Source organism: Marinomonas gallaica (genome assembly GCF_001639745.1).
Classification (GTDB): Bacteria; Pseudomonadota; Gammaproteobacteria; order Pseudomonadales; family Marinomonadaceae; genus Marinomonas; species Marinomonas gallaica.
In genome coordinates this window covers 32,282-57,973 of record NZ_LTAX01000018.1, presented here as the reverse complement: position 1 = coordinate 57,973, position 25,692 = coordinate 32,282, and the positions used below count along the sequence as shown (strand labels likewise).

General features: G+C 47.3%; 22 protein-coding genes. 15 read left to right on the top strand and 7 right to left on the bottom strand.

From position 1 onward, the window contains the following. Positions 1-220 precede the first annotated feature (220 nt). The 3 genes from AYW76_RS14705 to tkt all read right to left on the bottom strand — a co-directional run bounded on the left by AYW76_RS14705 (position 221) and on the right by tkt (position 4,514). Positions 221-1,384 (bottom strand): phosphoglycerate kinase, encoded by a 1,164-nt coding sequence (locus AYW76_RS14705; protein WP_067222316.1) that lies wholly within the window; start codon positions 1,382-1,384, stop codon positions 221-223. A gap of 28 nt (positions 1,385-1,412) precedes the next feature. Beyond that, a complete protein-coding gene (locus AYW76_RS14700; protein ID WP_067033888.1) occupies positions 1,413-2,447 on the bottom strand; it encodes a type I glyceraldehyde-3-phosphate dehydrogenase in 1,035 nt (344 codons plus the stop codon). Between the two features lie 66 nt (positions 2,448-2,513). After that, the gene (gene tkt, locus AYW76_RS14695) at positions 2,514-4,514 is read right to left on the bottom strand and encodes a transketolase (protein WP_067222314.1); all 2,001 of its coding nucleotides are present in this window, start codon (positions 4,512-4,514) and stop codon (positions 2,514-2,516) included. Positions 4,515-4,880: 366 nt separating this feature from the next. Here tkt and metK point away from each other — a divergent pair, with 366 nt between their 5' ends. The 5 genes from metK (at position 4,881) to AYW76_RS14670 (ending at position 10,591) form a co-directional block, all read left to right on the top strand. Beyond that, positions 4,881-6,044 carry a methionine adenosyltransferase gene (gene metK / locus AYW76_RS14690; RefSeq protein WP_067033894.1) on the top strand — a complete coding sequence of 388 codons (1,164 nt, stop codon included), beginning with the start codon at positions 4,881-4,883 and terminating at the stop codon, positions 6,042-6,044. Positions 6,045-6,095: 51 nt separating this feature from the next. Then, positions 6,096-6,827 carry a 16S rRNA (uracil(1498)-N(3))-methyltransferase gene (locus AYW76_RS14685; RefSeq protein ID WP_067222311.1) on the top strand — a complete coding sequence of 244 codons (732 nt, stop codon included), beginning with the start codon at positions 6,096-6,098 and terminating at the stop codon, positions 6,825-6,827. 138 nt (positions 6,828-6,965) lie between these two features. Beyond that, entirely contained in the window at positions 6,966-8,606 is a 1,641-nt protein-coding gene (locus AYW76_RS14680; RefSeq protein WP_067222309.1) for a TolC family outer membrane protein, read from the top strand. A gap of 161 nt (positions 8,607-8,767) precedes the next feature. Beyond that, positions 8,768-9,721, top strand: a complete 954-nt coding sequence (gshB, locus tag AYW76_RS14675) for a glutathione synthase (protein ID WP_067222306.1) — start codon at positions 8,768-8,770, stop codon at positions 9,719-9,721. 6 nt (positions 9,722-9,727) lie between these two features. Further along, complete coding sequence (locus tag AYW76_RS14670; protein ID WP_067222304.1) at positions 9,728-10,591, top strand: energy transducer TonB; 864 nt, start codon at positions 9,728-9,730, stop codon at positions 10,589-10,591. A 243-nt stretch (positions 10,592-10,834) separates the two neighbouring features. Here the strand turns inward: AYW76_RS14670 and rpoH are convergent, their stop codons facing one another. The 4 genes from rpoH to ftsY form a co-directional block, all read right to left on the bottom strand. After that, the gene (rpoH, locus tag AYW76_RS14665) at positions 10,835-11,701 is read right to left on the bottom strand and encodes an RNA polymerase sigma factor RpoH (protein WP_067222301.1); all 867 of its coding nucleotides are present in this window, start codon (positions 11,699-11,701) and stop codon (positions 10,835-10,837) included. A 129-nt stretch (positions 11,702-11,830) separates the two neighbouring features. Then, the gene (ftsX, locus tag AYW76_RS14660) at positions 11,831-12,853 is read right to left on the bottom strand and encodes a permease-like cell division protein FtsX (RefSeq protein WP_067033916.1); all 1,023 of its coding nucleotides are present in this window, start codon (positions 12,851-12,853) and stop codon (positions 11,831-11,833) included. Continuing rightward, positions 12,854-13,525, bottom strand: coding sequence for a cell division ATP-binding protein FtsE (gene ftsE, locus AYW76_RS14655; protein ID WP_067222299.1), 672 nt, complete (start codon positions 13,523-13,525; stop codon positions 12,854-12,856). Between the two features lie 38 nt (positions 13,526-13,563). Continuing rightward, positions 13,564-14,838: a signal recognition particle-docking protein FtsY gene (gene ftsY / locus AYW76_RS14650; RefSeq protein ID WP_067222296.1), complete on the bottom strand. Its 1,275-nt coding sequence runs from the start codon at positions 14,836-14,838 to the stop codon at positions 13,564-13,566. A gap of 167 nt (positions 14,839-15,005) precedes the next feature. On the opposite strand from ftsY, the gene AYW76_RS14645 reads away from it, so the two are divergent. The 10 genes from AYW76_RS14645 (at position 15,006) to AYW76_RS14595 (ending at position 25,684) form a co-directional block, all read left to right on the top strand. Continuing rightward, positions 15,006-16,295 carry a peptidase M16 family protein gene (locus AYW76_RS14645; protein ID WP_067222294.1) on the top strand — a complete coding sequence of 430 codons (1,290 nt, stop codon included), beginning with the start codon at positions 15,006-15,008 and terminating at the stop codon, positions 16,293-16,295. Beyond that, a complete protein-coding gene (gene rsmD / locus AYW76_RS14640) occupies positions 16,292-16,876 on the top strand; it encodes a 16S rRNA (guanine(966)-N(2))-methyltransferase RsmD (protein ID WP_067222292.1) in 585 nt (194 codons plus the stop codon). Before AYW76_RS14645 ends, rsmD begins: the two co-directional genes overlap by 4 nt. 92 nt (positions 16,877-16,968) lie before the next feature. After that, positions 16,969-18,855, top strand: a complete 1,887-nt coding sequence (locus AYW76_RS14635) for a methyl-accepting chemotaxis protein (protein ID WP_067222286.1) — start codon at positions 16,969-16,971, stop codon at positions 18,853-18,855. A gap of 161 nt (positions 18,856-19,016) precedes the next feature. Beyond that, on the top strand, positions 19,017-20,174 hold the full coding sequence (gene metX / locus AYW76_RS14630) for a homoserine O-succinyltransferase MetX (protein WP_067222283.1): 1,158 nt from the start codon (positions 19,017-19,019) through the stop codon (positions 20,172-20,174). After that, a complete protein-coding gene (metW, locus tag AYW76_RS14625) occupies positions 20,174-20,764 on the top strand; it encodes a methionine biosynthesis protein MetW (protein ID WP_067033976.1) in 591 nt (196 codons plus the stop codon). The genes metX and metW overlap by 1 nt, the downstream gene beginning before the upstream one ends. Before the next feature lie 15 nt (positions 20,765-20,779). Beyond that, positions 20,780-21,211: a DUF4426 domain-containing protein gene (locus AYW76_RS14620; RefSeq protein WP_067222281.1), complete on the top strand. Its 432-nt coding sequence runs from the start codon at positions 20,780-20,782 to the stop codon at positions 21,209-21,211. Between the two features lie 10 nt (positions 21,212-21,221). Further along, entirely contained in the window at positions 21,222-21,827 is a 606-nt protein-coding gene (gene rdgB / locus AYW76_RS14615; protein ID WP_067222278.1) for an RdgB/HAM1 family non-canonical purine NTP pyrophosphatase, read from the top strand. Continuing rightward, positions 21,824-22,993, top strand: a complete 1,170-nt coding sequence (hemW, locus tag AYW76_RS14610; protein WP_067222274.1) for a radical SAM family heme chaperone HemW — start codon at positions 21,824-21,826, stop codon at positions 22,991-22,993. Before rdgB ends, hemW begins: the two co-directional genes overlap by 4 nt. A gap of 276 nt (positions 22,994-23,269) precedes the next feature. Continuing rightward, positions 23,270-24,856 (top strand): BCCT family transporter, encoded by a 1,587-nt coding sequence (locus AYW76_RS14600; protein ID WP_067222271.1) that lies wholly within the window; start codon positions 23,270-23,272, stop codon positions 24,854-24,856. Positions 24,857-25,120: 264 nt separating this feature from the next. Then, on the top strand, positions 25,121-25,684 hold the full coding sequence (locus AYW76_RS14595) for a TMEM165/GDT1 family protein (protein ID WP_067033992.1): 564 nt from the start codon (positions 25,121-25,123) through the stop codon (positions 25,682-25,684). Positions 25,685-25,692: the final 8 nt, after the last annotated feature.

Below are 25,692 nucleotides of genomic sequence, written 5' to 3'. Positions count from 1 at the left end.
TAAACAGTGCATCCAATCAAGAGACACCGTGTGATTTTATATTCATGCGCATGTGTGTCACATGTGGCGTTTCGCCTTATCGTTATATTGTCAGTCTGTCTAATGAAAGACTGGTCACTCTCTAAGTGTTTATAATTATAAAAGATGAGAAAGTCCTAGGACTCACCTCATCCTGCAGGGTATTCCCCGTCTTATTCAAGTGCAAGCACGTAGCTTTACACTAATTTTGCGTGCGTGACTCCAACATAGCAACCGCTGGAAGTACTTTTCCTTCGACAAACTCAAGGAAAGCGCCACCACCCGTTGAAATGTAAGACACTTTGTCTGCAATCTCATACTTGTCTACTGCCGCTAGCGTGTCACCGCCACCTGCAATGGAGAAACCATCACTGTTGGCAATGGCTAGCGATAACGCTTTAGTACCTTCGCCAAACTGATCAAACTCAAATACACCAACTGGCCCATTCCAGATGATCGTTTTTGAACTCTCTAGCAGTCCCGCTAATTTAGAAGCAGCTTTCGGACCGATATCTAAAATCATATCGTCTTCAGCTACATCCTTCGCGTCTTTAACCGTCGCGGTCGCCTCTGCGGAGAACTCTGTCGCGACAATAACGTCTTCCGGCAAAGGAATGTTCACTTTTTCCATCAATGCTTTGGCTTGCGGAATCAAATCTTTTTCATAAAGTGATTTGCCAACAGGAAAACCAGCTGCTGCCAAGAACGTATTAGCAATACCGCCACCGACGATCAACTGATCCACTTTATCAGACAATGACTCGAGCACCGTTAGCTTAGTCGATACTTTTGAACCGCCAACAATCGCTGCCATTGGACGAGCAGGTTTCGCCAGCGCCTTCTCTAAGGCTTCAAGCTCGGCCGCCAATAATGGACCAGCACAAGCGATCGGAGCAAATTTACCCACGCCGTGTGTTGATGCCTGAGCACGGTGAGCTGTACCAAAGGCATCCATGACATAAACATCACATAAAGCAGCCATCTTCTTAGAAAGCGCCTCATCGTCTTTTTTCTCGCCTTTGTTAAAGCGCACGTTTTCAACCAACACAAGTTGACCCGCGGCAACCTCAACGCCATCTAACCAATCTTTTACCAGAGGGACATCTTGACCCAAAAGACCCGCAAGGTGATCGGCAACGGGTTGTAGTGAGTATTGCTCTTCGTACTCCCCTTCTGTTGGACGACCAAGGTGAGACATCACAATCACTTTCGCACCCGCCTCTAATGCCAACTTTAATGTTGGCAATGCAGCTCGAATACGGGCATCACTGGTTACTTTGCCTTCTTTCACAGGCACATTAAGGTCTTCACGAATCAATACGCGTTTGTTCGCTAGATCCAAATCGGTCATTTTAATTACGGTCATGCACGATTCCTCGTCGTTTTTAAAATCATCAGTGCTGAGCACTGTTTTCCAATTGTTGTTGCCAATAGCACGCCACATCCAGCATGCGATTCGCATAACCCCATTCGTTATCAAACCAACACAGAAGCTTCACCAGCCGACCGTCTACCACTTGGGTTTGTGTACCATCGATGATGACGGAGCGCGGATCATGATTAAAGTCTACCGACGCATGGGCTTCCTGAGTGTAACCTAATAATCCCGCGTACTTAGACGAAGCAGCGGTTTGAAGGGCGGTATTTACTTGTTCTGCTGTCACATCTTGCTTGGTACGTACCACCATATCGATCAACGAGACATTAATCGTCGGTACACGTACCGCATTGGAGCTGATTTTACCTTCTAATTCGGGCATCAAACGCGCAATACCGCGATCCAGCCCCGTGTTCACAGGAATAATCGAGCTCATGGCTGAGCGCGTTAGTCGCAAATCTTTGGTGTGATAAGCGTCTATAATAGGTTGGTCATTCATAGCGGAATGAATGGTTTGCGTTGCACCATGCTCTACACCTGCCAACTCTTGTAACGTATCTAACACAGGGATAACACAGTTTGTCGTACAAGATGCCGCAGAGACGATCGTCTGATCCGCAGACATACTGCTTTCATGGTTAAACCCAAATACAATCGTCGCATCCACATCGGCAGATGCCGGCTGAGATAACAGTACTCTTGGCACACCCGCGTCGATAAAGCGCTGTATCTCATCTCGTTCGGTAAACGTACCCGAACACTCCAAGACTAGGTCTACTTTTAAAGTCGCCCAATCCAGCTCTTCCGGAGACATAGCACTAAAACACCGAATCGCGTCCTCACCGATCAATAGACTCTGACCTTCAACGGAAACAGGTTTCGGAAAGCGACCATGAGTCGTATCGTAACGAGTCAAATAACTGATCGTTTCAATATCTGACAACTCGTTAATTGCGACAACGTGTAAACGGTCTTGGTAACCATTTTCATAAATCGCACGTAAAACAGATCGACCAATACGGCCATAGCCATTAATTGCTATTCGCAACATAGTTCTCTTATCACATTGATCCAACAAAAAAGAGGAGCGCTAAGCTCCTCTTTCGTTGCGAAGCCGTTAGGCGTTCAGCAGTTTCTCTGCTGTTTCAACAACATTTTCAACAGTGAAACCGAAGTACTTCAACAGATCGCCACCCGGTGCAGATTCGCCGAATGAACGCATGCCAACCATCGCACCACCAAAGCCAACGTATTTGTACCAGTAGTCAACATGTGCTGCTTCAATTGCTACACGCTTAGTGACACTGCTTGGTAGGACAGACTCTTGGTACGCTTTATCTTGCGCATCAAACGCATCGGTAGACGGCATAGAGACAACGCGCACCTTAGTGCCTTTTTCAGTCAGCGCTTGCGCAGAATCCATGGCTAGAGATACTTCAGAACCCGTTGCAATCAAAATCAACTCTGGTGTGCCTTCACAGTCAGAAAGCACGTAACCACCTTTCGCGATATCTGCCACTTGCGCATCGGTACGAGACAACGCAGGTAAACCTTGGCGACTGAACACAAGTGCCGTAGGGCCTGTACGACGTTGGATACCCGCTGACCATGCCACCGCTGTTTCCGTCGCATCAGCAGGACGCCATACGGACATATTTGGTGTCATACGTAGGTTAGCAAGTTGCTCAACCGGCTGGTGCGTAGGACCATCTTCCCCTTGACCAATCGAGTCATGGGTGTAAACAAAGATGTTTTGAATGCCCATCAGTGCAGACATACGTACTGCGTTACGTGCGTATTCCATAAACATCATGAAGGTCGCGCCGTAGTTGATGAAGCCACCGTGTAGCGATACGCCATTCATAATGCCGCTCATACCGAATTCGCGTACACCGTAGTAAATGTAGTTACCCGCTGGGTCTTCTTGAATGCCTTTCGAACCAGACCACAACGTTAGGTTGGAGCCTGCCAAATCGGCAGAACCGCCTAGCAATTCAGGAAGCATTGCTCCAAATGTGCCGATCGCATTTTGTGATGCTTTACGGCTGGCAATGTTCTCGCCCTTGTTTTGGCACTCTTTGATGTAAGCCGCGGCTTTTTCTGTGAAGTCAGCTGGCAATTCACCTTTAACAACACGGCGGTCAAACTCAGCTGCTAGTTCTGGGTAAGCCGCTTGGTAAGCTTCAAATTTCGCTTCCCACTCAGATTGCGCTGCCGCACCTTTTGATTTTGCATCCCAACCTTCGTAAACGTCTGCTGGAATCTCGAATGGTGCTTCTGACCAACCTAGGAACTCACGGGCTGCAGCGATTTCGTCATCACCTAGTGGTGCACCGTGGCAGTCATGTGAACCTGATTTATTTGGTGAGCCAAAACCAATGATGGTTTTACAGCAGATCAGTGTTGGTTTAGAAGTTTCTGCTTGCGCAGCTTCAATGGCGGCTTTAATCGCTTCAGGGTCATGACCGTCTACGTCAGCAATCACATGCCAACCGTAAGATTCGAAACGCTTAGGTGTGTCGTCAGTGAACCAACCTTCTACATGACCATCGATAGAGATACCGTTGTCATCCCAGAATGCAACCAATTTGCCTAGACCAAGCGTACCCGCTAGTGAACAAGCTTCGTGGGAAATACCTTCCATCATACAACCGTCACCAAGGAAGCAGTATGTGTTGTGGTCAACTACTGTGTGGCCTTCACGGTTAAACTGTGCTGCCAATGTCTTCTCAGCGATGGCCATACCCACAGCATTACTAATACCTGCACCCAAAGGGCCAGTCGTTGTTTCAACGCCATCAGTGTAGCCATACTCAGGGTGACCAGGAGTTTTCGAGTGTAGCTGACGGAATTGCTTTAGCTCTTCCATTGGCAAGTTATAGCCAGAAAGATGCAACAGAGAATAGATCAACATTGAACCATGGCCGTTTGACAAAATAAAACGGTCACGATCGACCCAGCTAGAATTGCTTGGGTTGTGTTTCAGAAAGTCATTCCAAAGCACTTCTGCAATATCAGCCATGCCCATTGGCGCGCCTGGGTGTCCAGATTTTGCTTTTTGAACCGCGTCCATACTCAGTACGCGTATAGCATTAGCAAGTTGTTTACGAGACGGCATTGATCATCCACTCCTGGTTAATGTACGAAATGTCGGCTTCATTCTCCACGCTAAGCCCAAGCCTTGCAACGGCATCAGGCGGCATCTGCTTACTAATTAAGCAAAGAAAATGAAATTGCACAAAGATGGACAATAGCATAGCAAAAAAGCACCGAAAGCACCCTACCCTTAATGCACAATTGCTTGAATTTTAGTCGCCATTAGTTCATTATCCGCAGCACAGCGTCGATTTGTTTCGGCTTGCGGACGCTATATAAATTCAGCTAAACAGAAGCATGATACGCCTGTTTAGCAAACCATTTCAGCTAAGCGGGTTTTTTTATGCCTGTTTGGCGCTCTAGAATTTACATCTATAGAGGCACAAACATGTCAGAATATTCTCTATTTACCTCAGAATCTGTTTCGGAAGGTCATCCAGATAAAATTGCAGACCAAGTATCCGATGCGATCTTGGATGCCATCATCAAAGAAGACCCAGAAGCACGTGTTGCATGTGAGACGCTTGTTAAAACAGGCATGGTCTTGGTTGCTGGTGAAGTACGCACCAATGCTTGGGTTGATATCGAAGACATCGCCCGCGGCGTTATCCGTAACATTGGTTACAACAGCTCTGATATGGGCTTTGACTGGGAATCCTGCGCAGTCCTTAACGCAATTGGTAAACAATCGGCTGATATCGCTGTCGGTGTAGACGAAGCCAACGAGAAAGAACTAGGCGCCGGAGACCAAGGTCTAATGTTTGGTTTCGCAACCAATGAAACTGACGTTTTAATGCCTGCTCCGATCACATACGCCCATCGTTTGGTTCAACGCCAAGCCGAAGTACGCAAAAACGGCACGCTAGAATTCCTACGCCCCGATGCCAAAAGCCAAGTTACCTTCCGCTACGATGAAAACGGCAAACCATGCGCGATCGATGCGGTGGTACTCTCTACACAGCACAGTGCCGATGTAAAACAAGCCGATTTACGTGAAGCAGTGATGGAAGAAATCATCAAGCCTGTTCTGCCTGAAGAATGGCTATCGAAAGAGACTAAATTCTTTATTAACCCAACAGGCCAATTCATCATTGGTGGCCCTGTGGGTGACTGTGGCCTAACAGGTCGTAAGATCATCGTTGATACTTACGGCGGTATGGCGCGCCACGGCGGTGGTGCATTCTCAGGTAAGGATCCCTCGAAAGTAGACCGTTCTGCCGCTTATGCAGGTCGTTACGTCGCGAAAAACATTGTTGCCGCAGGTCTTGCTGACAAGTGCGAAATCCAAGTGTCTTACGCTATTGGCGTGGCCGAGCCCACGTCAATCAGTATCAACACCTTTGGTACAGGCAAAGTCAGTGACGAGTTGATTTCTCAGCTAGTACGCGAACAATTCGATCTGCGCCCAGCAGGCCTAATCAAGATGCTCGATCTTAAACGTCCGATCTACCTACCAACAGCGGCTTACGGCCACTTTGGTCGTGAAGAAGAAAACTTCACATGGGAACGCACGGACAAAGCTGACACATTACGTAACGCTGCTGGTTTATAATTACCGCAATTTCCGTTATAAAAGCCCTCTCAATAGAGGGCTTTTTATTTTATGCGAATTCCACGTATCTTCGTCGACCTACCACTGGCTGAACACAGCACATTTGACTTCCCTGATAGCGCTTTTCAGCACTGTTGCAAAGTACTGCGATTAAAGGAAAATCACCCAATCGTTTTATTTAATGGTCAAGGCGGACAATACCAAGCTAAGCTGCTCAATGTGCAAAAGCGTAGCGCTCAAGTGGCAGTGGATACATTTGAAGCTCTGAGCAACGAATCCCCTCTCTTGGTCACTATAGGGCAATCCATCTCACGCGGGGAACGCATGGACTATGCGATTCAGAAAGCCGTTGAGTCAGGTGTTTATAAAATACAGCCGTTATTCAGTGAACGTTGCGAGGTACGCTTAAACGATGCCCGACTCGAAAAGCGTGTACAGCATTGGCAGCAAGTTGCCATCAGTGCCGCAGAACAATCAGGCCGAGGGATTGTACCAGAAGTGTGTTTCCCTATTGATTTGCAAGATTGGGTTAGCAATTGTAACGAAATGTTAAAACTGACATTACATCACCATAGTGCACGCCCTTTGAATCAGCTCACTCGACCAGACAACCAGAAAATTGCCCTGCTAATCGGCCCAGAAGGTGGCCTTTCAAAGGCTGAGGTTGATCTTGCAGAACAACAAGGCTTTTCTGCTATCGCTTTAGGACCTAGAGTATTACGCACAGAAACAGCGCCCATTGTGGCCCTTACGGCGTTAAATTTACTCTGGGGCGATCTATAGCGGTTACATTTCATAACATTAGAATTCGACCTGTAACACAAATATGCCTCCAATGATGTACAAAAACCATCTAGAATTTGGATAAATTATGTACACATTGTTTTCTATTTTTAACGTCTTACACTTTAGGTGACGCCCATGTTTCGAAAAAAGTTAATTGTCAGTGGTATTGCACTGGCTACTTCTTTTTGTGCCCTACCTGTAATGGGCATCACTCTTGAAGAAGCTACTTACACAGCAGTTGAAAATAATCCAAAAGTTCGCCAAGCCATCGCTCTATTCAGAGAGAGCTTAGAGGAAACGGAAATTTCAAAGGGAAATGGCTTTTTACCCTCTATTGACTTGAATGCTGGCATTGGTCATGAAACGACTTACGACTACCAAGGAACAGGGGAAGATGTATCGTTAACGCGCCGTGAGCTTGCGCTAACGCTGACCCAACCTATTTTTAATGGGTTCAATTCTACCTATGATGTAAAACGATTGAAGGCAGAAGCCGAGGCTAATCGTTGGAACGCTCTTATTCAGGTCGAAAATAAAGCGCTTGAAGTCACGCAAGCCTACACAGATGTCTTAAGAAACCGTGAGCTGTACCAGTTGGCTGAAACCAACTTAAATACTCATAATCGAATTTATCAGCAAATTCGTACAGCAAGTGAGTCGGGTGTAGGCCGTCAATCAGATTTTAGCCAAATCTCTGCTCGTCTTGCCAAAGCCGAAGCAAACCGCTTATCTGCTTTAGACAACCTTCGTGCCTCTGAGGCAAATTATAAGAACATCGTGGGCGATATGCCGCCAGCAGAACTGATCTATCCTGAACCTGATCGTTCAATGCTGCCGACGAATTTAGCCGATGCCGTGGATCAAGCGCTAAAGAACAATCCAGCAATTGACTCAGCGCAATGGGATGTCGCTGCAACCGAGCATTACCTAAGCTCAACTAAATCTAATTACTACCCTGAGTTAAATCTTGTCGTTGAGCGCTCTTTTGACGACAACATTGATGGCAGAAAAGGGGCCGACGAAGACCTGACTGCCATGCTGCAGCTGTCATACAACCTTTACAACGGTGGTGCTGATAAACACACACGTAAAGCGGCTATCCAACAGAATACCCAAGCCTCTGAGATTCAACGTAATACCGTTCGTGAAGCTGAACTGTCTGCCCGACTCGCTTGGGCATCCTATGAAGCAACGTTAGGTTCAAAGTCATACTTACAGCAATATGTCACGGCCACTAAAGAATCTCAAATGGCCTATGCACAGCAGTTTAACCTTGGTCGACGCACCCTACTCGATGTATTAGACAGTGAAAACGAGCTATTTGAAGCACGCCAAGATTATGTGAATGCAGACTATGACGAACTGTATGCAGTCTTCCGTTTGTTTAATGCGAAAGGGGATTTAATGCGCGCCTTACGTATTTACCAACCTAAAGAGCTTGGTTTTGAACAAGAGACGCTACCAAGAAAACGTACAACTGCCTCTGCTGAAATGGCTCAGCCTGTGACTCCGACACCTCAACCTGTAGCGCCAGTGCCACAAGCAACTCAGCCGCAGTATCAGGCACCGGTACAACCACAATACAACGCTCCCACTCAAAGCAGCTATCAACCCCCTGTTAGAACAGCTCAACCTGTAGTGCCAGTGCCGCAAACAGCCCAGCCGAGTTATAATACGGCCGCGCCAAATAGCAGCAATTTCCCACAAGGCAACACCTCTGTTAACGATGACGGTGTTATCTTTATCGATGCAACCGACAACACTGGCGGTTGGTAAACAAACTGAGCGGCACAGCACCTCGCTGTGCCGCTTTTTCTTGTCCGATATTTTCTCACTCAACCCTTATCTTTCCTGTCCCGAGTCCTTATACTCTTCCCTATATAAAACTTTTGCCATAGACCCAATAGGCCTGTGCGCTGTAACAGGAAAAGTACATCATGACCATTAAACTCGGCATCGTAATGGATCCTATCCAAGCCATTAATTACAAAAAAGATACCTCTCTCGCCATGCTATGGGCAGCCGCCGATAAAGGTTGGTCTTTGTATTACATGGAGCAGTCTGACCTCTTTCTCGACAATGGTCGTGCCTTTGCTATGACTAAGCCGCTGAGCGTTTTCAAAGACCCTGATCACTTCTATGAACTCGGTGAAGAGAGCATGATGGCTTTGGGTGATCTGGATGTTATTTTAATGCGCAAAGATCCGCCATTTGACAGTGCATTCATGCACAGCACCATGATTCTAGATCAAGCCCAGCGCGACGGTACACTAGTGGTCAACAACCCAAAATCTCTTTTAGAGTGCAATGAAAAGCTGTTCGCGACACAGTTCCCGCAGTGCTGTCCTGAAGTGCTCGTTACTCGCCGTGGTGATCTACTCAAAGCGTTCCATAAAAAGCATAAAGACGTGATTTTCAAACCATTGGATGGCATGGGCGGTAGCTCCATTTTCCGCCTTAAAGAAGACGACTCCAATGTGGGAGTGATCATCGAGACCTTGACGAGTCTGGGGACTGAACAGATCATGGCCCAAAAATACATTCCAGAAATAAAACAAGGCGACAAGCGTATTCTTATCGTCGACGGCAAGCCTATTCCTTATGCTTTGGCTCGCATTCCAGCTGCGGGTGAAACACGGGGAAACCTAGCTGTTGGCGGTCGTGGTGAGGGGCGTGAACTCAGTGAACGAGACCGTTGGATCTGCGATCAAGTCATTCCTACGCTAAAAGAAAAAGACCTAATGTTCGTCGGTTTAGACGTCATCGGCGACTATCTAACGGAAATCAATGTCACCAGCCCAACCTGTGTCCGCCAATTAGACGACCAATATGGATTGAACATTGGCATGACCCTTATGGACGCCATTGAGGCGCGCTTAAACGCTCGATAATTCGCTATGCGCAGCGCAGATCGCTTTTCAATCACCCTGTTTATTGCCATCAGCCTACACTTGATGGCAATTACACTGGTGAACTTTGATTTCTCCATGGGACAAGCTGCTCCTAGGAAAGCGCTCGAAGTAACACTGGTTCAGCACAAATCTGATGCGCCTAAGGAAGCCGATTTCATTGCCCAAGCCAATCAACAGGCAAGTGGCACAGAGCTACGCAAACAGAAGCTAACCACTACAGAAACCGCTCAGTTCCGGTCAGACGAGATTCAAGACATCACCCCTCCCGTCCAACCCGAATTGGCGTCAGCAGAACCCGTCAAAGACCCGCAACTCATCGCCAGTCGCAATCAGAGTGATGTCTTTCGGGTACTGGACGACCCAGAACAACAGAACAAAACCCTGGAAGAGCAGTTTCTGGGCAAGACTCAAGTGCCGAGTAGACTGTCGAGCGATATCGCAACACTCGAAGCGCTACTTGATCAACAACGTCAATCCTATGCCAAACGCCCACGTATTCGACGCCTCACCTCAGTGTCCGCAAAATCCGCCATTGATGCCAAATACCTCGATGACTGGCGCCGAAAAATCGAGCGAATCGGTAATATCCACTACCCCTCCGAAGCCAAACAAAACCATCTTTATGGCCAGCTGCGCCTAGCAGTCGCCATTATGCCGAATGGTTATGTCGAAAGTATTGAGGTACTGCAGTCCTCTGGTATACGCGTGCTGGATGATGCCGCCATGCGAACCGTCCGCTTAGCAGAACCCTTTGATAGCTTCCCTACGGAACTCAAAAAAGAAGTGGACCAACTCGAAATCATCCGCACCTGGCAGTTTGTACCAGGTAATCGATTACGCAGTCAGTAATCTCTCAACAACGCCATTAGCTAAAACCATTAACCTTCCTAGATAGAAAGCGTCTTATGTATCAGGGAGGCGCTGACGCGTCGAAGCATGAGACATAGCGCAAGCCAAACTGATACATAAGACGCTTTCCACACAATAGAATTAGCCAAGTGGATATAAAGTGCTAGCAGTGAGCTAAGTTTTCCAAGACACTAAAAAGCCCTCACATGAAGGGCTTTTTAGTTGTTAGTTAGGGATAGAAGCTTAGTGAAACTGTGCTTCGCCCATGGCTAATCGAATCTTTTTCATCGCATTCTTTTCAAGCTGACGGATACGTTCAGCCGATACCGAATATTCATCGGCAAGATCATGCAAGGTAGATTTATTTTCACTCAACCAACGCTTAATCAATATATCTCGACTGCGGTCATCAAGCTCTAGCATCGCACTTTCAAGACGACGGTTAGAGTCGGCTTCCCAGTTGCCATGTTCAAGCACCATCGCTGGATCGTAGCTCGAATCTTCTAAATAGTTAGCAGGTGCTTGGTATGAGCTGTCATCATCGTCATCACCACTGGCATCAAATGCCATATCAGAAGAGCTCATGCGCCCTTCCATTTGACGTACAACTTCTGGCGTTACACCCAGATCGCTGGCAACCGACTCAACTTCAGAATTACTTAACCACGTGAGTGTTTTCTTAGCACTGCGTAAGTTAAAGAACATTTTGCGTTGTGCTTTAGTCGTCGCGACTTTCACAATACGCCAGTTCTTCAGAATGAATTCATGAATTTCGGCTTTAATCCAATGCACGGCGAAAGATACCAAGCGCACGCCCACTTCTGGATTGAAACGCTTAACCGCTTTCATTAAGCCAACGTTACCTTCTTGGATTAAATCGCCTTGGTTCAGGCCATATCCAGAGTAACTTTTAGCAATATGTACGACAAAACGCAGGTGAGACATAACCAACGAGCGTGCAGCCTCTAAATCGCTTTGGTAATAAAGACGTTCTGCTAACTCGCGTTCCTCATCCGCTGACAAAATTGGAATGGTACTAACGGCCTGAACATACGACTCAAGATTTTGACCTGGAGTCATCATGTCGATTGGCTGGAGAGCTTGACCCATTTCTATTTTACCTCTTCGTGTTCATACTGAGTATGAGCAAATACTAGCAACAAAATTCACACTGTGTGTGCGGTAAATGTGGAGAATTGACCTCAATTTGTCAATATTACGAGAGGGATTCTTCCTCAATTACTGCAACTCAATATCGCGGATATGGCGACTTACTGCGACCCAAGAGCCGAACACGCCAATCACTGCGCTGATAGTTAAACACATTATAATTTCAACTGCATTAAAACTTTGTAGCTCGAAACCTGCGTGATAAAGCTCAATCAATTGCTCAGCAGGCGAACTCACCCACCACGACAACATAAGTATGCAGATTGAGGCGAATAAACCGCCTAGCACGCCAAACCAGAACCCCATGTATAAGAAAGGTCGACGAATATAACTGTTCGTTGCCCCTACAAGTTTCATGACAAGCACTTCATCACGACGACTTTCAACCGCCATACGAATCGTGTTACCAACAATCAACAACACTGCAATCACCAGCAAAGCAGAAATGGCGTATACAAAGCGCTCACCAAAACTGATCATCGTCGCAAGACGCTGCAACCACTCTGCATCTAACTGCGCATATTCAACTTGCGGCAGACTTTGTAAATGGTCTCGTAGTGCTTGTAAGTCCGGTAGGGTATTGAGATCAACAATCGCTTTGGGGATGACTTTTAAAACGATCGGCAACGGGTTTTCAGGCAACGTAGACATGATCTGCTCATAACCGCTGGACTGCTCGAAGTAGCGTAGGCCTTCTTCTTTAGAAATGTACTCGACTGACAATACATCGGCTCGGCTCGACAATTGATGAGACAACGAAAGCGCTTCGGTGTCCTCTAACTGAGAAAACAAATACAGCGAAATAACCGACTGCTGCTCCCAACGGTCAGTCACCGATTGCACGTTTTTCAATAAAACAAATAACCCGCCTGGCAAAGATAGCGAGATCGCAATGACCATAATTGTCATAGCGCTGGCAAGAGGATGACCTAGCAGCCGAGTCAAACTTTCAATAAGGAAGGCTTGATGCTGACGTAGGTACAATTTGAAATCAAACCCTTGGGCACGCCAAGCAGGCTTTTGCTTTGCTGAATGTGCCTGACGAGTCGCGCCACGCTGTGCAGCAGAGCGCTGTTGAGGAGGTCTTGCCATTTAAGCAAACCCTCCATCATTGACCATTCGGCCTTGATTTAACGTCAATACACGATGACGCATGCGCGCCACCAGCGCCAAGTCATGGCTCGCCACCATAACCGTCACACCAACTCGATTAAACTCTTGGAATAAGTTCATAATTTCAGCAGACAACCGGGGGTCTAGATTACCTGTTGGTTCGTCGGCCAGCAGCAATTGAGGTTTGTTAACCACCGCACGCGCAATGCCGATACGCTGCTGCTCACCACCAGACAACGCCATCGGGTTGAGTTTTTCTTTGCCCAACAGCCCCACTTTATCCAATGCCGCGCGTACGCGCTTGCCTGTTTGACCGTCATCCGCTCCGCTCACTTGCAACGGTAAAGCCACATTGTGAAACACGCTACGATCAAACAAAAGTTGGTGATTTTGGAATACCACACCGACACGGCGGCGGTGGTAAGGAATCGCATGTTTACCTAACGTACGAAGATCGACGCCATCGACTAAAATAGTTCCAGTAGTTTGACGTTCAATCATCATAATGAGTTTCATCAAGGTACTTTTACCGGCCCCTGAATGGCCTGTGAGAAAGGCCATCTCCCCTTGTCGTAGGTGAAAACTCACCTGCGACAAAGCATCATGACCGCTCTCATATTTTTTCCCTACTCGCTGAAACTCAATTTCCACGCAGACATCCCCTGTTGTTGACTGGTTTAATCTAACTGTTACTCACTCTCAAATAAAGCGTCAACAAATTCTTGAGACTTAAACGGACGTAAATCGTCTGCTTGCTCGCCCACACCAATGTATCGAATAGGCAAACTGAACTGCTTTGCAATCGCGAAGATGATGCCGCCTTTCGCGGTACCATCTAATTTTGTCAACGTAATACCGGACACACCGACGGCTTCGGTAAACAACTTTGCTTGGCTTAACGCATTTTGACCGGTCCCCGCGTCGAGTACCAACATCACTTCATGTGGCGCCGCCACATCGAGCTTCTTCATGACACGAACCACTTTTTCAAGCTCGCTCATCAAGTTCGCTTTGTTCTGCAATCGGCCTGCTGTATCTGCAATAACAATATCGACACCGCGGGATTTGGCAGATTCGATGGCGTCGTAAATCACAGAGGCTGAATCCGCGCCCGTATGCTGTGCGACCACAGGGACATTATTGCGATCGCCCCATACTTGAAGTTGCTCAACGGCGGCCGCGCGGAAGGTATCACCCGCGGCCAACATCACACTCTTGCCTTCGGCTTGATACTTCTTCGCCAACTTACCAATGGTCGTCGTTTTACCCACGCCATTAACGCCTACCATTAAGATAACAAATGGGCCGTCTTTGTGTTCGGGTACTAACGGTTTTTCGGAGTTCACTAAGATGTCCTGCAACTCACCTTTTAAGGTGCGCATGAGAGCATCGGTGTCTTTCAGCTCTTTACGGCTCAGCTTGGCATTTAAGGAGTCAATTAATGACTGTGTAGCCGCCACCCCGACATCCGCCATTAATAATTGCGTTTCCAGCTCTTCGATTAAATCGTCATCGACTTTTTTACTGCCCATGAGAAGAGAAGACAAGCCAAAGCCACCACGAGTACGCGCCAACCCAGCTTTAATTCGCTGGGACCAAGAAAGCGCCGGTGCTGGAGTCGGAGCCGGTTCGGGTTGAGCAACGGCATCAGGAGCAGACTCTTCCGGCGCAGCCACAACAACCGCAGGCTTCTCATCTTTTGTTTCCGTAGCCGCTTTTGTCTCGGCCTCGACAATTGGCTCACTAATGCCTTCAGGTTCGGACGACTCAGGTTGTGGCTCGGCAGACGTGTCTAGCGGCTTTTGTTTCGCCGCTTTAATGTCGGCATCCATGCTTTTCATAACAGAACGTTTAATGATGAAAGCAAAGATGGCCAATACCACACCGATAGCAATCGGCGCGAAGCGAGCGTATTCACCAAAATATGGTGTTAAATAAGCGATTATCTGATCTACAAATTCCATTCACATCTCTCTAGATTGATCCCAATGGATGGGTAATTGAATCGCGACGCCGAGCAAACCAAGGCGTAGTAGCGTTAAAAACGGTGATTTTAGCATCATTCCTATTAGCAAAAAGCCCCACTTTCGTGGAAAAATGTACTCTATCTCATTCTTCAAGCGACAATTCTATGTTTAAACGCGATAAGCCGTTATTTAGTCGTCCCGTATTAGCCGTCATTATAGTAGTCACCACTCTTGCTGTTTGGCTGCTAAATTTAACCAGTACGCGTGTTAACCTTGCGACACCTAACATCGAAACGTGGCAAACCGCATCCGGTATTCCTGTGTATTGGCTTACGCAAGATGACTGGGAAGGCAGTGATAAGCTATCACTTGCCATTGTGTTTAATAGTAATGCGCAATCACCTCAGCTCACGGCCGCCACCCTGTCTTTGCTCACAGGCCCAACACTGCCACTGAGCACGGCGACGATTAATCAGCGCTTAACCCCCATTGCAGCCGCGGCAGAAACACGATATTCCGTAAGCCAACAGCAGATTAGCGTCTCACTCAGCAATCGACCGCAGTTTCTTACAGCGACCTTAAATGTGCTCAGCGCATGGCTAAACAAAACGCAATTTAAAGAGGCCGCATTACAAAGTTGGCAACGGCACCAGCGTAACGATATTGGTCAGCAGCAATTGATGCTGCAACTTTTTCCTAACTCCGCACTAGCGACGCCCTCGTCTGTACAACAAATCACCGTAAAGCAACTAACGCAACACTTTGGTTTAATCAAACAGCAGGTATCTCACATCGTCATCACTGGAGCGCTGAACGACAATACCATTGAACCCTTACAGCAAGGGCTCAATGCTCTCACACAATCCATGCAACAAGGTTCTGCAAACAGTGATAGGCAGCTTGCTACAGCACCGTCATCGTCTGAGATTGGTGATCAATCACTCAGTGCCGTGTATGGCGCACTAGGAATTGCCCCAATCACCTCTGTTACGGATTGGCTCACGCTTCAAGTCTGGGCAAAAGACAGCTTACAAGCACAGAAGAAACGTTTTAACAGCCAAGCAGGACAATGGCAGCTGCACTTAGAGTCGCCACAAGCCTTCGTGAATTGGCAAATAGAAACACCTCAGTCTGTATTGTTAGCCGACCCAGCATCGTCTCAATCGCATACAAGCTGGATTGCACCTGACCAGTTACCGAGCTATCAAGAGCAAGCGGCGTTTAACGCGCTGAAAGATCAGCTTCTACAGCAATTACCCGCTCTTAGCCAAAATCCAGATTGGTGGCGTGCAATTGCGACCAGTGTCGCGATGCCGAAATCCCCCTTATCGCTGAATGATTTTGCTCAGCACTACAGTGAAGCCGCGAACTCTTTTACAATAGAGCAATACCGACAGCACCTCGAACAGCTGTTGATTCCATCATCTCGTCAAGAAGTTCTAATAAAGCTATGAGAAAACCTACTAAGGCCAATAACACTAAAGGCCAATCAAAACTGCGCATCATTGGTGGTGATTGGCGTTCTCGCCAGTTACCCATTTTAGATTTAGACGGATTACGTCCCACCACTGACCGCGTGCGCGAAACGGTTTTTAACTGGTTAAACTTCGATATTCCTGGGGCGAGCTGTTTGGATCTGTTTGCTGGGTCTGGTGCACTGGGATTGGAGGCGCTCTCTCGTGGTGCAAAAGAATGCACGTTTGTAGAACTTAACCGAGCCGTTGCACAGCAGATCACCCATAACCTAACAACGTTAAAAGCCAGCAATGGAAGTGTGATTAACAGAGATGCAATGGCTTACCTTAACACCCCACCAACAGCCTTCGATGTCATTTTCTTAGACCCTCCATTTAGAAAAGGGCTGCTCGAAAAAATCATTCCTATGATTTCTGAAGGATGGCTCAAACCCAATGGTTATATTTACATCGAAAAAGAGAGTGAAAACGCCCTGAGCTGCCTACCAAACAACTGGCAGCTCGAAAAAGAAAAGCGCGCTGGACAGCTCACTTACGCCTTATACAAAGTAATAACTTAAAATTACTATTTAAAATTGCACGATGCTTGCATACTGAACACCTAATGCTCTATTTTTGAACGATATCGTAATTTAATGGTTGAAGGTGATGTATGTTGAACAACCTGTCCTTTAGGGCCAAACTGCTGTGTTTGCTAGTTTGTGCTGTCGTTGGTTTTACGCTTGTTACACTGGTCGCTATCAATGGAATGAATGCCCAACAAGAGGCCAATCAAAAACTGCGTATTTATGGGGACATCGGCTCCGGAGTCGATAAGGTCAGTCTTGGCATTCTGGAAGCCGCCGATCAGCTACGTAACCTTAATGATGCTAACTACACGGCGTACATCACCACACTGGAAGCTCGAAAACAAAAAGACATTGAAATTTTTCAAAAAGACATAGAAAAGGCCGATCAAACACAGTTGGCCAGTGCCTTAAAATCCTCTCAAACCACACTAGGAAATTACGCGAATGCTTTATTGGCGTTAGCGAAACAGCGCAGTGTCATCGGTTTCAGTAATACATCTGGCTTGAAAGGCAAAGTGTCTACGCTAGGTGAGCAAATTGCTACGAATGTCGAGCGCCTAAGTCTATTGCGTCGTGAGTTTGTCAACGTCCGCAAATTTGAAGCCACTTATCTTAGCCATCCAGACGCTGAAGTACTCGCCGATCTACAAAAAAGCTATGACCGTTTTATTTCCAAGGTAAATGACTTTGGCTTCAAAGACAGCATCGGTCCGGTGGCCGCAGAATATTACGAGGCACTATTAGCTTACGGGCCAGCCTTCGACTCACTGCGACAAGCAGAACAACGCTTCGATCAAGAAAAGAACCAATTTGCCGAAGGTCAAATGGCTCTCGCTGAGTTGATTAGCAATTATGTCCAACAAGCGGAAGTCGCCTCAGACCGACAAAGTAATCAATCGCTTTACACATTAATAGCCGTCTCAATTGCGGTCTCTCTTGTTTCATTATTATTGATGATGAGCATTGGTCGTAGTGCGCGTAATACACTCATGCAAGTCATCGCAGATTTAACCAAGGTTAAAGAAGGCGACATGACCGCCAAAGCCGCTATTAACAACAAACGTAATGACGAGTTTGATGCGCTCAGCAAATCACTTAATGAAATGACCGGCGGTTTAGGCAATGTGTTGAGTGACGTTGTCATGACCACCTCTAGCGTGAGCTCAATGGTCAATGATTTAAATGGCGCCATTACCAATATTGCGGACAATAATCGCTCCGTCACCGAACGTACCAGCTCTCTTGCGGTTGCAACGGATGATATATCCGGCCGTATCACCAACCTATCTTCAACCACCGCTGAGCTTCGCGAGCATTCAAGCGAAACCTATGAATCTGCGAAAGCCGGTGCCAAAACCATTCGTGTGGTATTGGATAACCTGAAAGGCACCGTGGATGCAGTTAACCTAACGGGTAAACAACTCGATGAACTGGGTCGTTTGTCTTCCGACATTGATAACGTGATCGGCATGATCAATGATCTAGCGAACCAAACCAACTTGCTTGCATTGAACGCCGCGATTGAAGCGGCCCGTGCAGGAGAAGCAGGCCGTGGTTTCTCGGTAGTCGCCGATGAGGTCCGTTCGCTCGCCGAGAAAACCGTCGACGCCACCTCAAAAATCACAGACATTGTCAGCACCATACAGACGTCCACCAAAACAGCAATAGAGACGATGGAACAAGGCCAAGAACGTCTACGTGTTATCGAGCAAAATGGTGGTGAAGCAGAAAGTGCCATTCGCACCATCGAAAATAACGCGCAGACCAGCTCACAGGCCTCTGATGAAATGGCGACCTCTATTCAAGACGTTGCCAGCACCGCCGTACAAATGAGCACTGAAATGGATCAAATCGCTCAACAACTGAGCGAAGACAGTCACTCCATAGAACTGATTGTTAACAGCGCTCATCAGATTCACGACATGGCAAGTAGCTTGGCGGACAAAACCCGCGTCTTCACCCTGCGCTAATCGTTCTAAAAGCGCCCGACCAGTACGATTACTGGTCGGGTTTTACGTCCCTCTCTTGATGCCCTGTAGCGCAAACGCTAGACTGTGCCTCCATTAAAAGAATTCTATCGGTCGCTCACAGCGCGGCATTTCGCTTACTTTCATCAGGAAACGCACAACCTATGCCGGATACCATTCCTGTCGATTCTGTGGGGCTTATCACACCACAGGTAGCACACTTCGATACACCGTTAGTGCTGGCTTGTGGTCAGACTCTGCCTAATTATCAGCTTGTTTATGAAACGTATGGAGAACTTAACGCTGACGCCAGCAACGCTATCTTGATTTGCCATGCGTTGAGCGGCGATCACCATGCGGCAGGGTATCATTCCATGGAAGATCGTAAACCAGGCTGGTGGGATTCTGCGATCGGCCCAGGTAAGCCGATTGATACCAACCACTTCTTCGTCATCAGTTTGAATAACCTCGGTGGCTGCTCAGGTAGCACTGGCCCAACAACGGTCAATCCCGCTACGGGTAAAGTCTGGGGTGCTGAGTTCCCCATGGTGACCGTGGAGGACTGGGTCGAAACCCAAGCGCGCTTTGCGGATCGTTTTGGTATTCAAACCTTTGCGGCCATCGTCGGTGGCAGTCTAGGCGGCATGCAGGTCTTAGACTGGAGCGTACGTTACCCTGACCGTCTTCAAGCCGCGGCCATTATCGCCTCAGCACCTAAGCTATCGACACAGAACATCGCCTTTAATGAAGTCGCACGCCAATCTATTCGCCGTGATCCACAATTCCATGACGGTCAATACATCGAACAAGACACCATACCGACCAATGGTTTAGGCTTAGCCCGCATGTTAGGACACATTACCTATTTGTCCGATGATTCGATGGGCAATAAATTTGGCCGCCAAATGCGCCACGATACCTACCAATACAACTACGAAGTTGAGTTTGAGGTGGAAAGCTACCTACGTTACCAAGGCGAAGCCTTTACCAAGCGCTTTGATGCCAATACCTATATGCTGATGACCAAAGCTTTGGATTACTTTGACCCGGCGGCGCGCGAAGGCGGTGACTTGGCAAAAGTACTCAGCAAAGCACAATGTGAATTCCTCTTGGTCTCGTTCACAACAGACTGGCGTTTTTCCCCTGCTCGCAGCGAAGAGATCGTTGATGCTTTGATTCGCTCAGGCAAACATGTGAGCTACACCAAAATCGAAGCCATTGAAGGCCACGATGCATTCTTATTCCCGATTCCACGCTACATGAATGCCCTGCGCGGTTTTTTAAGTCGTGTTGCTAAATGTTTACCTAAGGAGAATGCCTAATGCGTGCAGACTTACAGCTCATCAGTGATTGGATCCCGTCCAACTCTCGCGTATTAGATTTAGGCTGTGGCGACGGCGCGTTGCTTGCCCACTTAAGCGAGCACAAAAATGTCGCAGGTTATGGTTTAGAGATCGACGCTGAAAACATTAATATGTGTATCGAAAGAGGCATCCCTGTTCTAGAGCAGGACATTGACCAAGGACTTCAGAACTTTGAAGAACAAGGGTTTGAAGTGGTTGTGATGGCGCATGCGCTTCAGCAGTTCCGTCGACCAGATTTGTTGCTCGATGAAATGTTACGCATTGGCAAAGAAGCGATCATCACCTTCCCTAACTTCGGTCACTGGCGCAACCGCGTACACTTAGGCATTAAAGGTCACATGCCTGTGTCCGAGTTCTTGCCTTACAATTGGTACGACACTCCCAACATCCACTTCTGTACTTTTAACGATTTTCGCGACTTATGTCAGGACAAAGGCCTAAAAGTACAACGCTGGGCCGCTGTTGATGGACAATTGCATGATCATTGGTGGACTCGTTTAATGCCCAATTTATTTAGCGAGACTGCTATTTTCAAAGTAAGCCGCTAACGTCGGAGAGAGATTATGAAATGGTTTCTAGGTGTTTTTACCACCCTATTGGTATCGTTTGCCCACGCAGATCAAGTGACGGACTTCGGACCCTATCAGCTGCATTACAACACCTTCGAATCCACTTTTTTAACGCCTCAGATTGCTAATCAATACGGTCTCATTCGCAGCAAAGGTCGAGGCTTGTTAAATGTGGCCGTGACCACTCAAGATCCGGGGGCACTGCCACAATCTCAACGCGCAATCGTGTCCGCTAAGGTAACTAACCTGTTGGGGCAGATCGTGTCATTAGAGTTTATTACCATTGAAGAAGGCGACTCGATTTACTATCTAGCGCCTTTCACTAAAACCGATGACGAAATTTTAAAATTTACCGTCCAGGCGAAACTCAGTGCAGACAGCCAACCCATGACGGTCACATTCCAACGCCACGTTTACGTGGACTAAAGGTAATCAGATGAGCCAAACCATCGTGCTCGCCAGCAACAATACTGGCAAGATCAAAGAATTTAATGCCCTATTAAGTCAATTTAACTTTGAAGTAAAACCTCAAAGAGACTTTCACGTTGAGGATGCTGACGAAACCGGTTTAACGTTCGTCGAAAACGCCATTCTTAAAGCGCGTCACGCCTGTGCCGCAACAGGGTTACCTGCATTAGCCGATGACTCCGGTATCGAAGTGGATTTCTTAAAGGGTGCGCCGGGGATTTACTCAGCGCGTTTCGCAGGCGACCACGGCAACAATGAAGCTAACAACGCACTGCTGCTTGAAAAACTTGATGGTGTGCCTGCCGAACAGCGCAGCGCACGTTTCCATTGTGTGCTCGCTTTTATGCGTCATAAAGACGATCCAACGCCTATTATTGCCCATGGCACATGGGAAGGTCGTATTTTGGAATCCGCTGAAGGTGTCGAAGGGTTTGGCTATGACCCCATCTTTTATGTGCCTGAAAAAGGCTGTAGCTCGGCTAGCTTGCCAAAAGAAGTCAAAAACCAGCTAAGTCATCGCGCCAAAGCCTTAAAAGATCTGGTCGAGGCGTTTAAAGCCCGTCAAATGCTATGAGCCATTTACCGCCTCTAAGCCTTTATATTCATGTCCCTTGGTGCGTACGAAAATGTCCGTATTGTGACTTCAATTCACATCAAGCCGATCGCTTTGAAGAAAATGGTCAACTGCCGGAGCAAGCCTACTTAGACCAATTGCTGGCGGATCTCGACGTGGACTTGGCGTATGTCGCCGGACGTCCTATTCAAACAGCGTTCATTGGCGGTGGCACACCAAGCTTAATGAGTGCGGATTTCTACTATCAGCTGTTTGATGCGCTGCGTGAGAAGCTCGATTGGGTGGATGGCGCTGAGATCACCATGGAAGCCAATCCTGGTACGTTTGAACAAGAGAAATTCGCCCACTTTCGCAAAGCAGGCATCAATCGACTATCCATTGGCATCCAAAGTTTCCAGCCAAACCTGTTGAAAACCCTAGGAAGAATCCACAACCGCGAAGAAGCCATCCAAGCTGTGGATAAGTCTCGCTTAGCCGGTTTCGATAATATCAACTTAGATTTGATGCATGGTTTACCTGATCAAAGCCTCGAAATGGCCTTAGCAGACTTACAACTTGCTATTGATCTCAACCCAGAACACCTCTCTTGGTACCAGCTAACCATTGAGCCAAATACGGAATTTTACCGCCGCCCGCCCACTCTGCCAGAGGACAACACCCTCTGGAATATTCAAGATGCCGGGCTTGAGTTGCTTGAGAAAAATGGCTACCAGCAGTATGAAATTTCTGCCAATGCCAAACAAAACTGTCAAGCTCAACACAATTTAAACTATTGGCGTTTTGGTGATTACATCGGCATTGGAGCAGGTGCGCATGGAAAGATCACACTGGCAAATGGGGAAATATTTCGTACACGAAAGACCCGACATCCGAATCACTACCTCAATAACCTGCCTGAAGCACTGTCTATTAAAGAAGCTATTAATGTAGAGGATTTACCCTTAGAGTTCATGATGAACCGCTTACGTCTGTTTGAAGCATTTTCGCTAAAGGACTATGAAATCTACGCCTATCGTACTGTGCCAACACAGCTTTTCGAGGCTTGCCAGCGAGCGGTCTCGTTAGAATTGCTGGATAAAGAGCGCTTTGATGCAGGAATTATCTGCACCACAGAGAAGGGAAAACTGTTCCTTAATGAGCTGCTTGAGCTGTTTATTAACGAATAAAAAATCCCCTTACAATCATTTGACATCTAAATAACTTACTGCCATTCTCGGTTTTGCAAGCCATAGACGCTATTTGACGCTTATGGCGTTGCGTATTCAAAAGCTGCCAGCTCAGGGTTATGAGCTGATCGTTATCAACGCGAACGTAATCCAACTTACCGGTATTGCCTCGCAGAGCGACAATTGGAATGGCTGCTTAGAAGTTGTGTTTTATGTTCAGTTTATGCACGGCCTTCATTCCAATTGTTACCACCAAATACGATTTGGAGAAACAATATGAGCAAAGGTTCCTCGGAGAAAGGCCGGGAAGAATACGATACGTCCTATAAAGCGGGTCAGGACAACGTACAATTCCTCGGATTAGATGTGCATAACCCTGTGTTTGGCATCTCGGCATTTATTATCTTCGCTTTCGTCATCGGCTCCATCGCCTTTCCTGACAACGCTAAAGATGTCTTAATGGCCGCACGTGGCTGGTCGATCAATCAATTCGACTGGTTTTTCATGGTCGCTGGTAACATCTTCGTCCTATTCTGTTTAGCGCTGATTGTCTTGCCTATGGGTAAGATTCGTCTCGGCGGTACAGAAGCTAAGCCGGAACACTCCACTCTTACATGGTTCTGTATGCTCTTCGCAGCAGGTATGGGTATCGGCCTAATGTTCTGGAGTGTGGCAGAACCTGTGGCGTACTATACCGGCTGGTACGGCACTCCGCTCAATGTTGTGGCTAATACGCCCGAGGCAGAATCACTTGCCATGGGGGCTACCATGTTTCACTGGGGTCTTCATCCTTGGGCCATTTACGCGATCGTTGCTCTGTCGCTTGCCTTCTTTGCCTACAACAAAGGCTTACCGCTTACCATTCGTTCAGCATTCTATCCCTTATTTGGCGAACGCGTATGGGGTGTACTAGGTCACTTTGTCGACATTCTGGCCGTTATTGCCACCATATTTGGTCTTGCAACGTCGCTTGGCTTTGGTGCACAACAAGCGACCAGTGGTTTGAACTTCTTATTTGATATCCCAAACACTCTGACAACGCAGATTATCGTCATTGCTGTGGTAACAGGGGTGGCTATTATTTCCGTTGCTCGTGGTTTAGATGGCGGTGTGAAGTTGCTGTCTAACATCAACATGATCATTGCGGCATTGTTAGCGGTTTTTGTTCTTGTTGTCGGCCACACAGGTGCCATTTTTGGAGCGATGGGAACCATCTTCGTCGGCTACCTAGAGAATATTATCCCGCTCAGTAACATGGTCGGCCGTGAAGACCAAACCTTCTACCATGGCTGGACTGTCTTCTACTGGGCTTGGTGGATCAGTTGGTCTCCATTTGTCGGCATGTTTATCGCACGTGTTTCACGTGGCCGTACTATTCGTGAGTTTATTACAGCTGTATTGCTAGTACCTACACTGGTGTCTATGGTATGGATGGCAATCTTTGGTGGCTCAGCGATTGAGCAAGTCCAGCAAGGTGTTGGCTCACTCGCAGAAAACGGCATTACCGATGCGTCATTGGCCATGTTCCAAATGTTTGAGCACTTACCACTTACTTCGATCATTTCATTCATTGCGATTGTCTTAGTACTGGTTTTCTTTGTGACGTCTTCAGACTCCGGCTCTCTGGTAATTGACGGCATTACTGCAGGTGGTAAAACTGATGCCCCAATGTCACAACGTGTGTTCTGGGCTATTCTTGAAGGTATTATCGCGGTCGCACTGCTTGTGGGGGGTGGCTCTGAAGCCTTAACCGCAATTCAAGCGGCAGCAATTACCATTGGTTTGCCATTTACCGTGTTGCTACTGGTCATGTGTGTCAGCTTGTTTAAAGGCTTACAGTCAGACCTTAAATTTGTGCGTTAGTCATAACGTTTAATAATTATAAAGGCGGGGCAACCCGCCTTTATTGTTTTTATAGGGCCGCTTCGTTTATACTGCCCGTCCTCTTAAGGGAGTAATCTTCTTCGTTCACGAAGATCCACTGTCAACATAATTGAGCCTCACGCTCATGGCAATGGAGTCCATACGCATCACGCGCTGGATTGATGAGACTTAAGACGATCGCTTGTTCCAGGTGGGCACAAGCTATTCGTCTTATGTTTAATCGCCCACCGTTGGATACACTTAATGGAAGCCGTCCTTACCTCAATCTCTACCGTTGCTCTAGCCGAAATGGGTGATAAAACCCAATTGCTCGCGCTGTTTCTCGCTGCTCGATTCTCGTCAAAGTTCCAAATAGTGCTTGGCATCGTTGCTGCGACCATCATTAACCATTTAATCTCTGCGTGGATTGGCGTTCAAATTACTCACTGGATTCCGGGTACTTGGGTAAACTGGGTAATCGGTGCTAGCTTTATAGTCGTCGGCCTGTGGATACTGATTCCAGATAAAGATGACAGCGAAGAAAGCAAATTCCTAAAGTCTGGAGCCTTTTTCGCCACTTTTATCTTGTTTTTCATTGCAGAAGTGGGCGACAAGACACAGATTGCTACCGTATTATTAGGTGCTAACTATCATTCGGTACTATGGGTAACCGTTGGTTCAACGATTGGTATGCTGATCGCAAATGTGCCCGTTGTATACGCCGGTCAATGGCTAATGCAACGAATTGATCCCAAGAAAACACGTATCGCGGCATGTGTTTTGTTTGTCTTAATGGGGATCGCTGCCATTTTATACCCTGCCGTATAAGCGAGGAC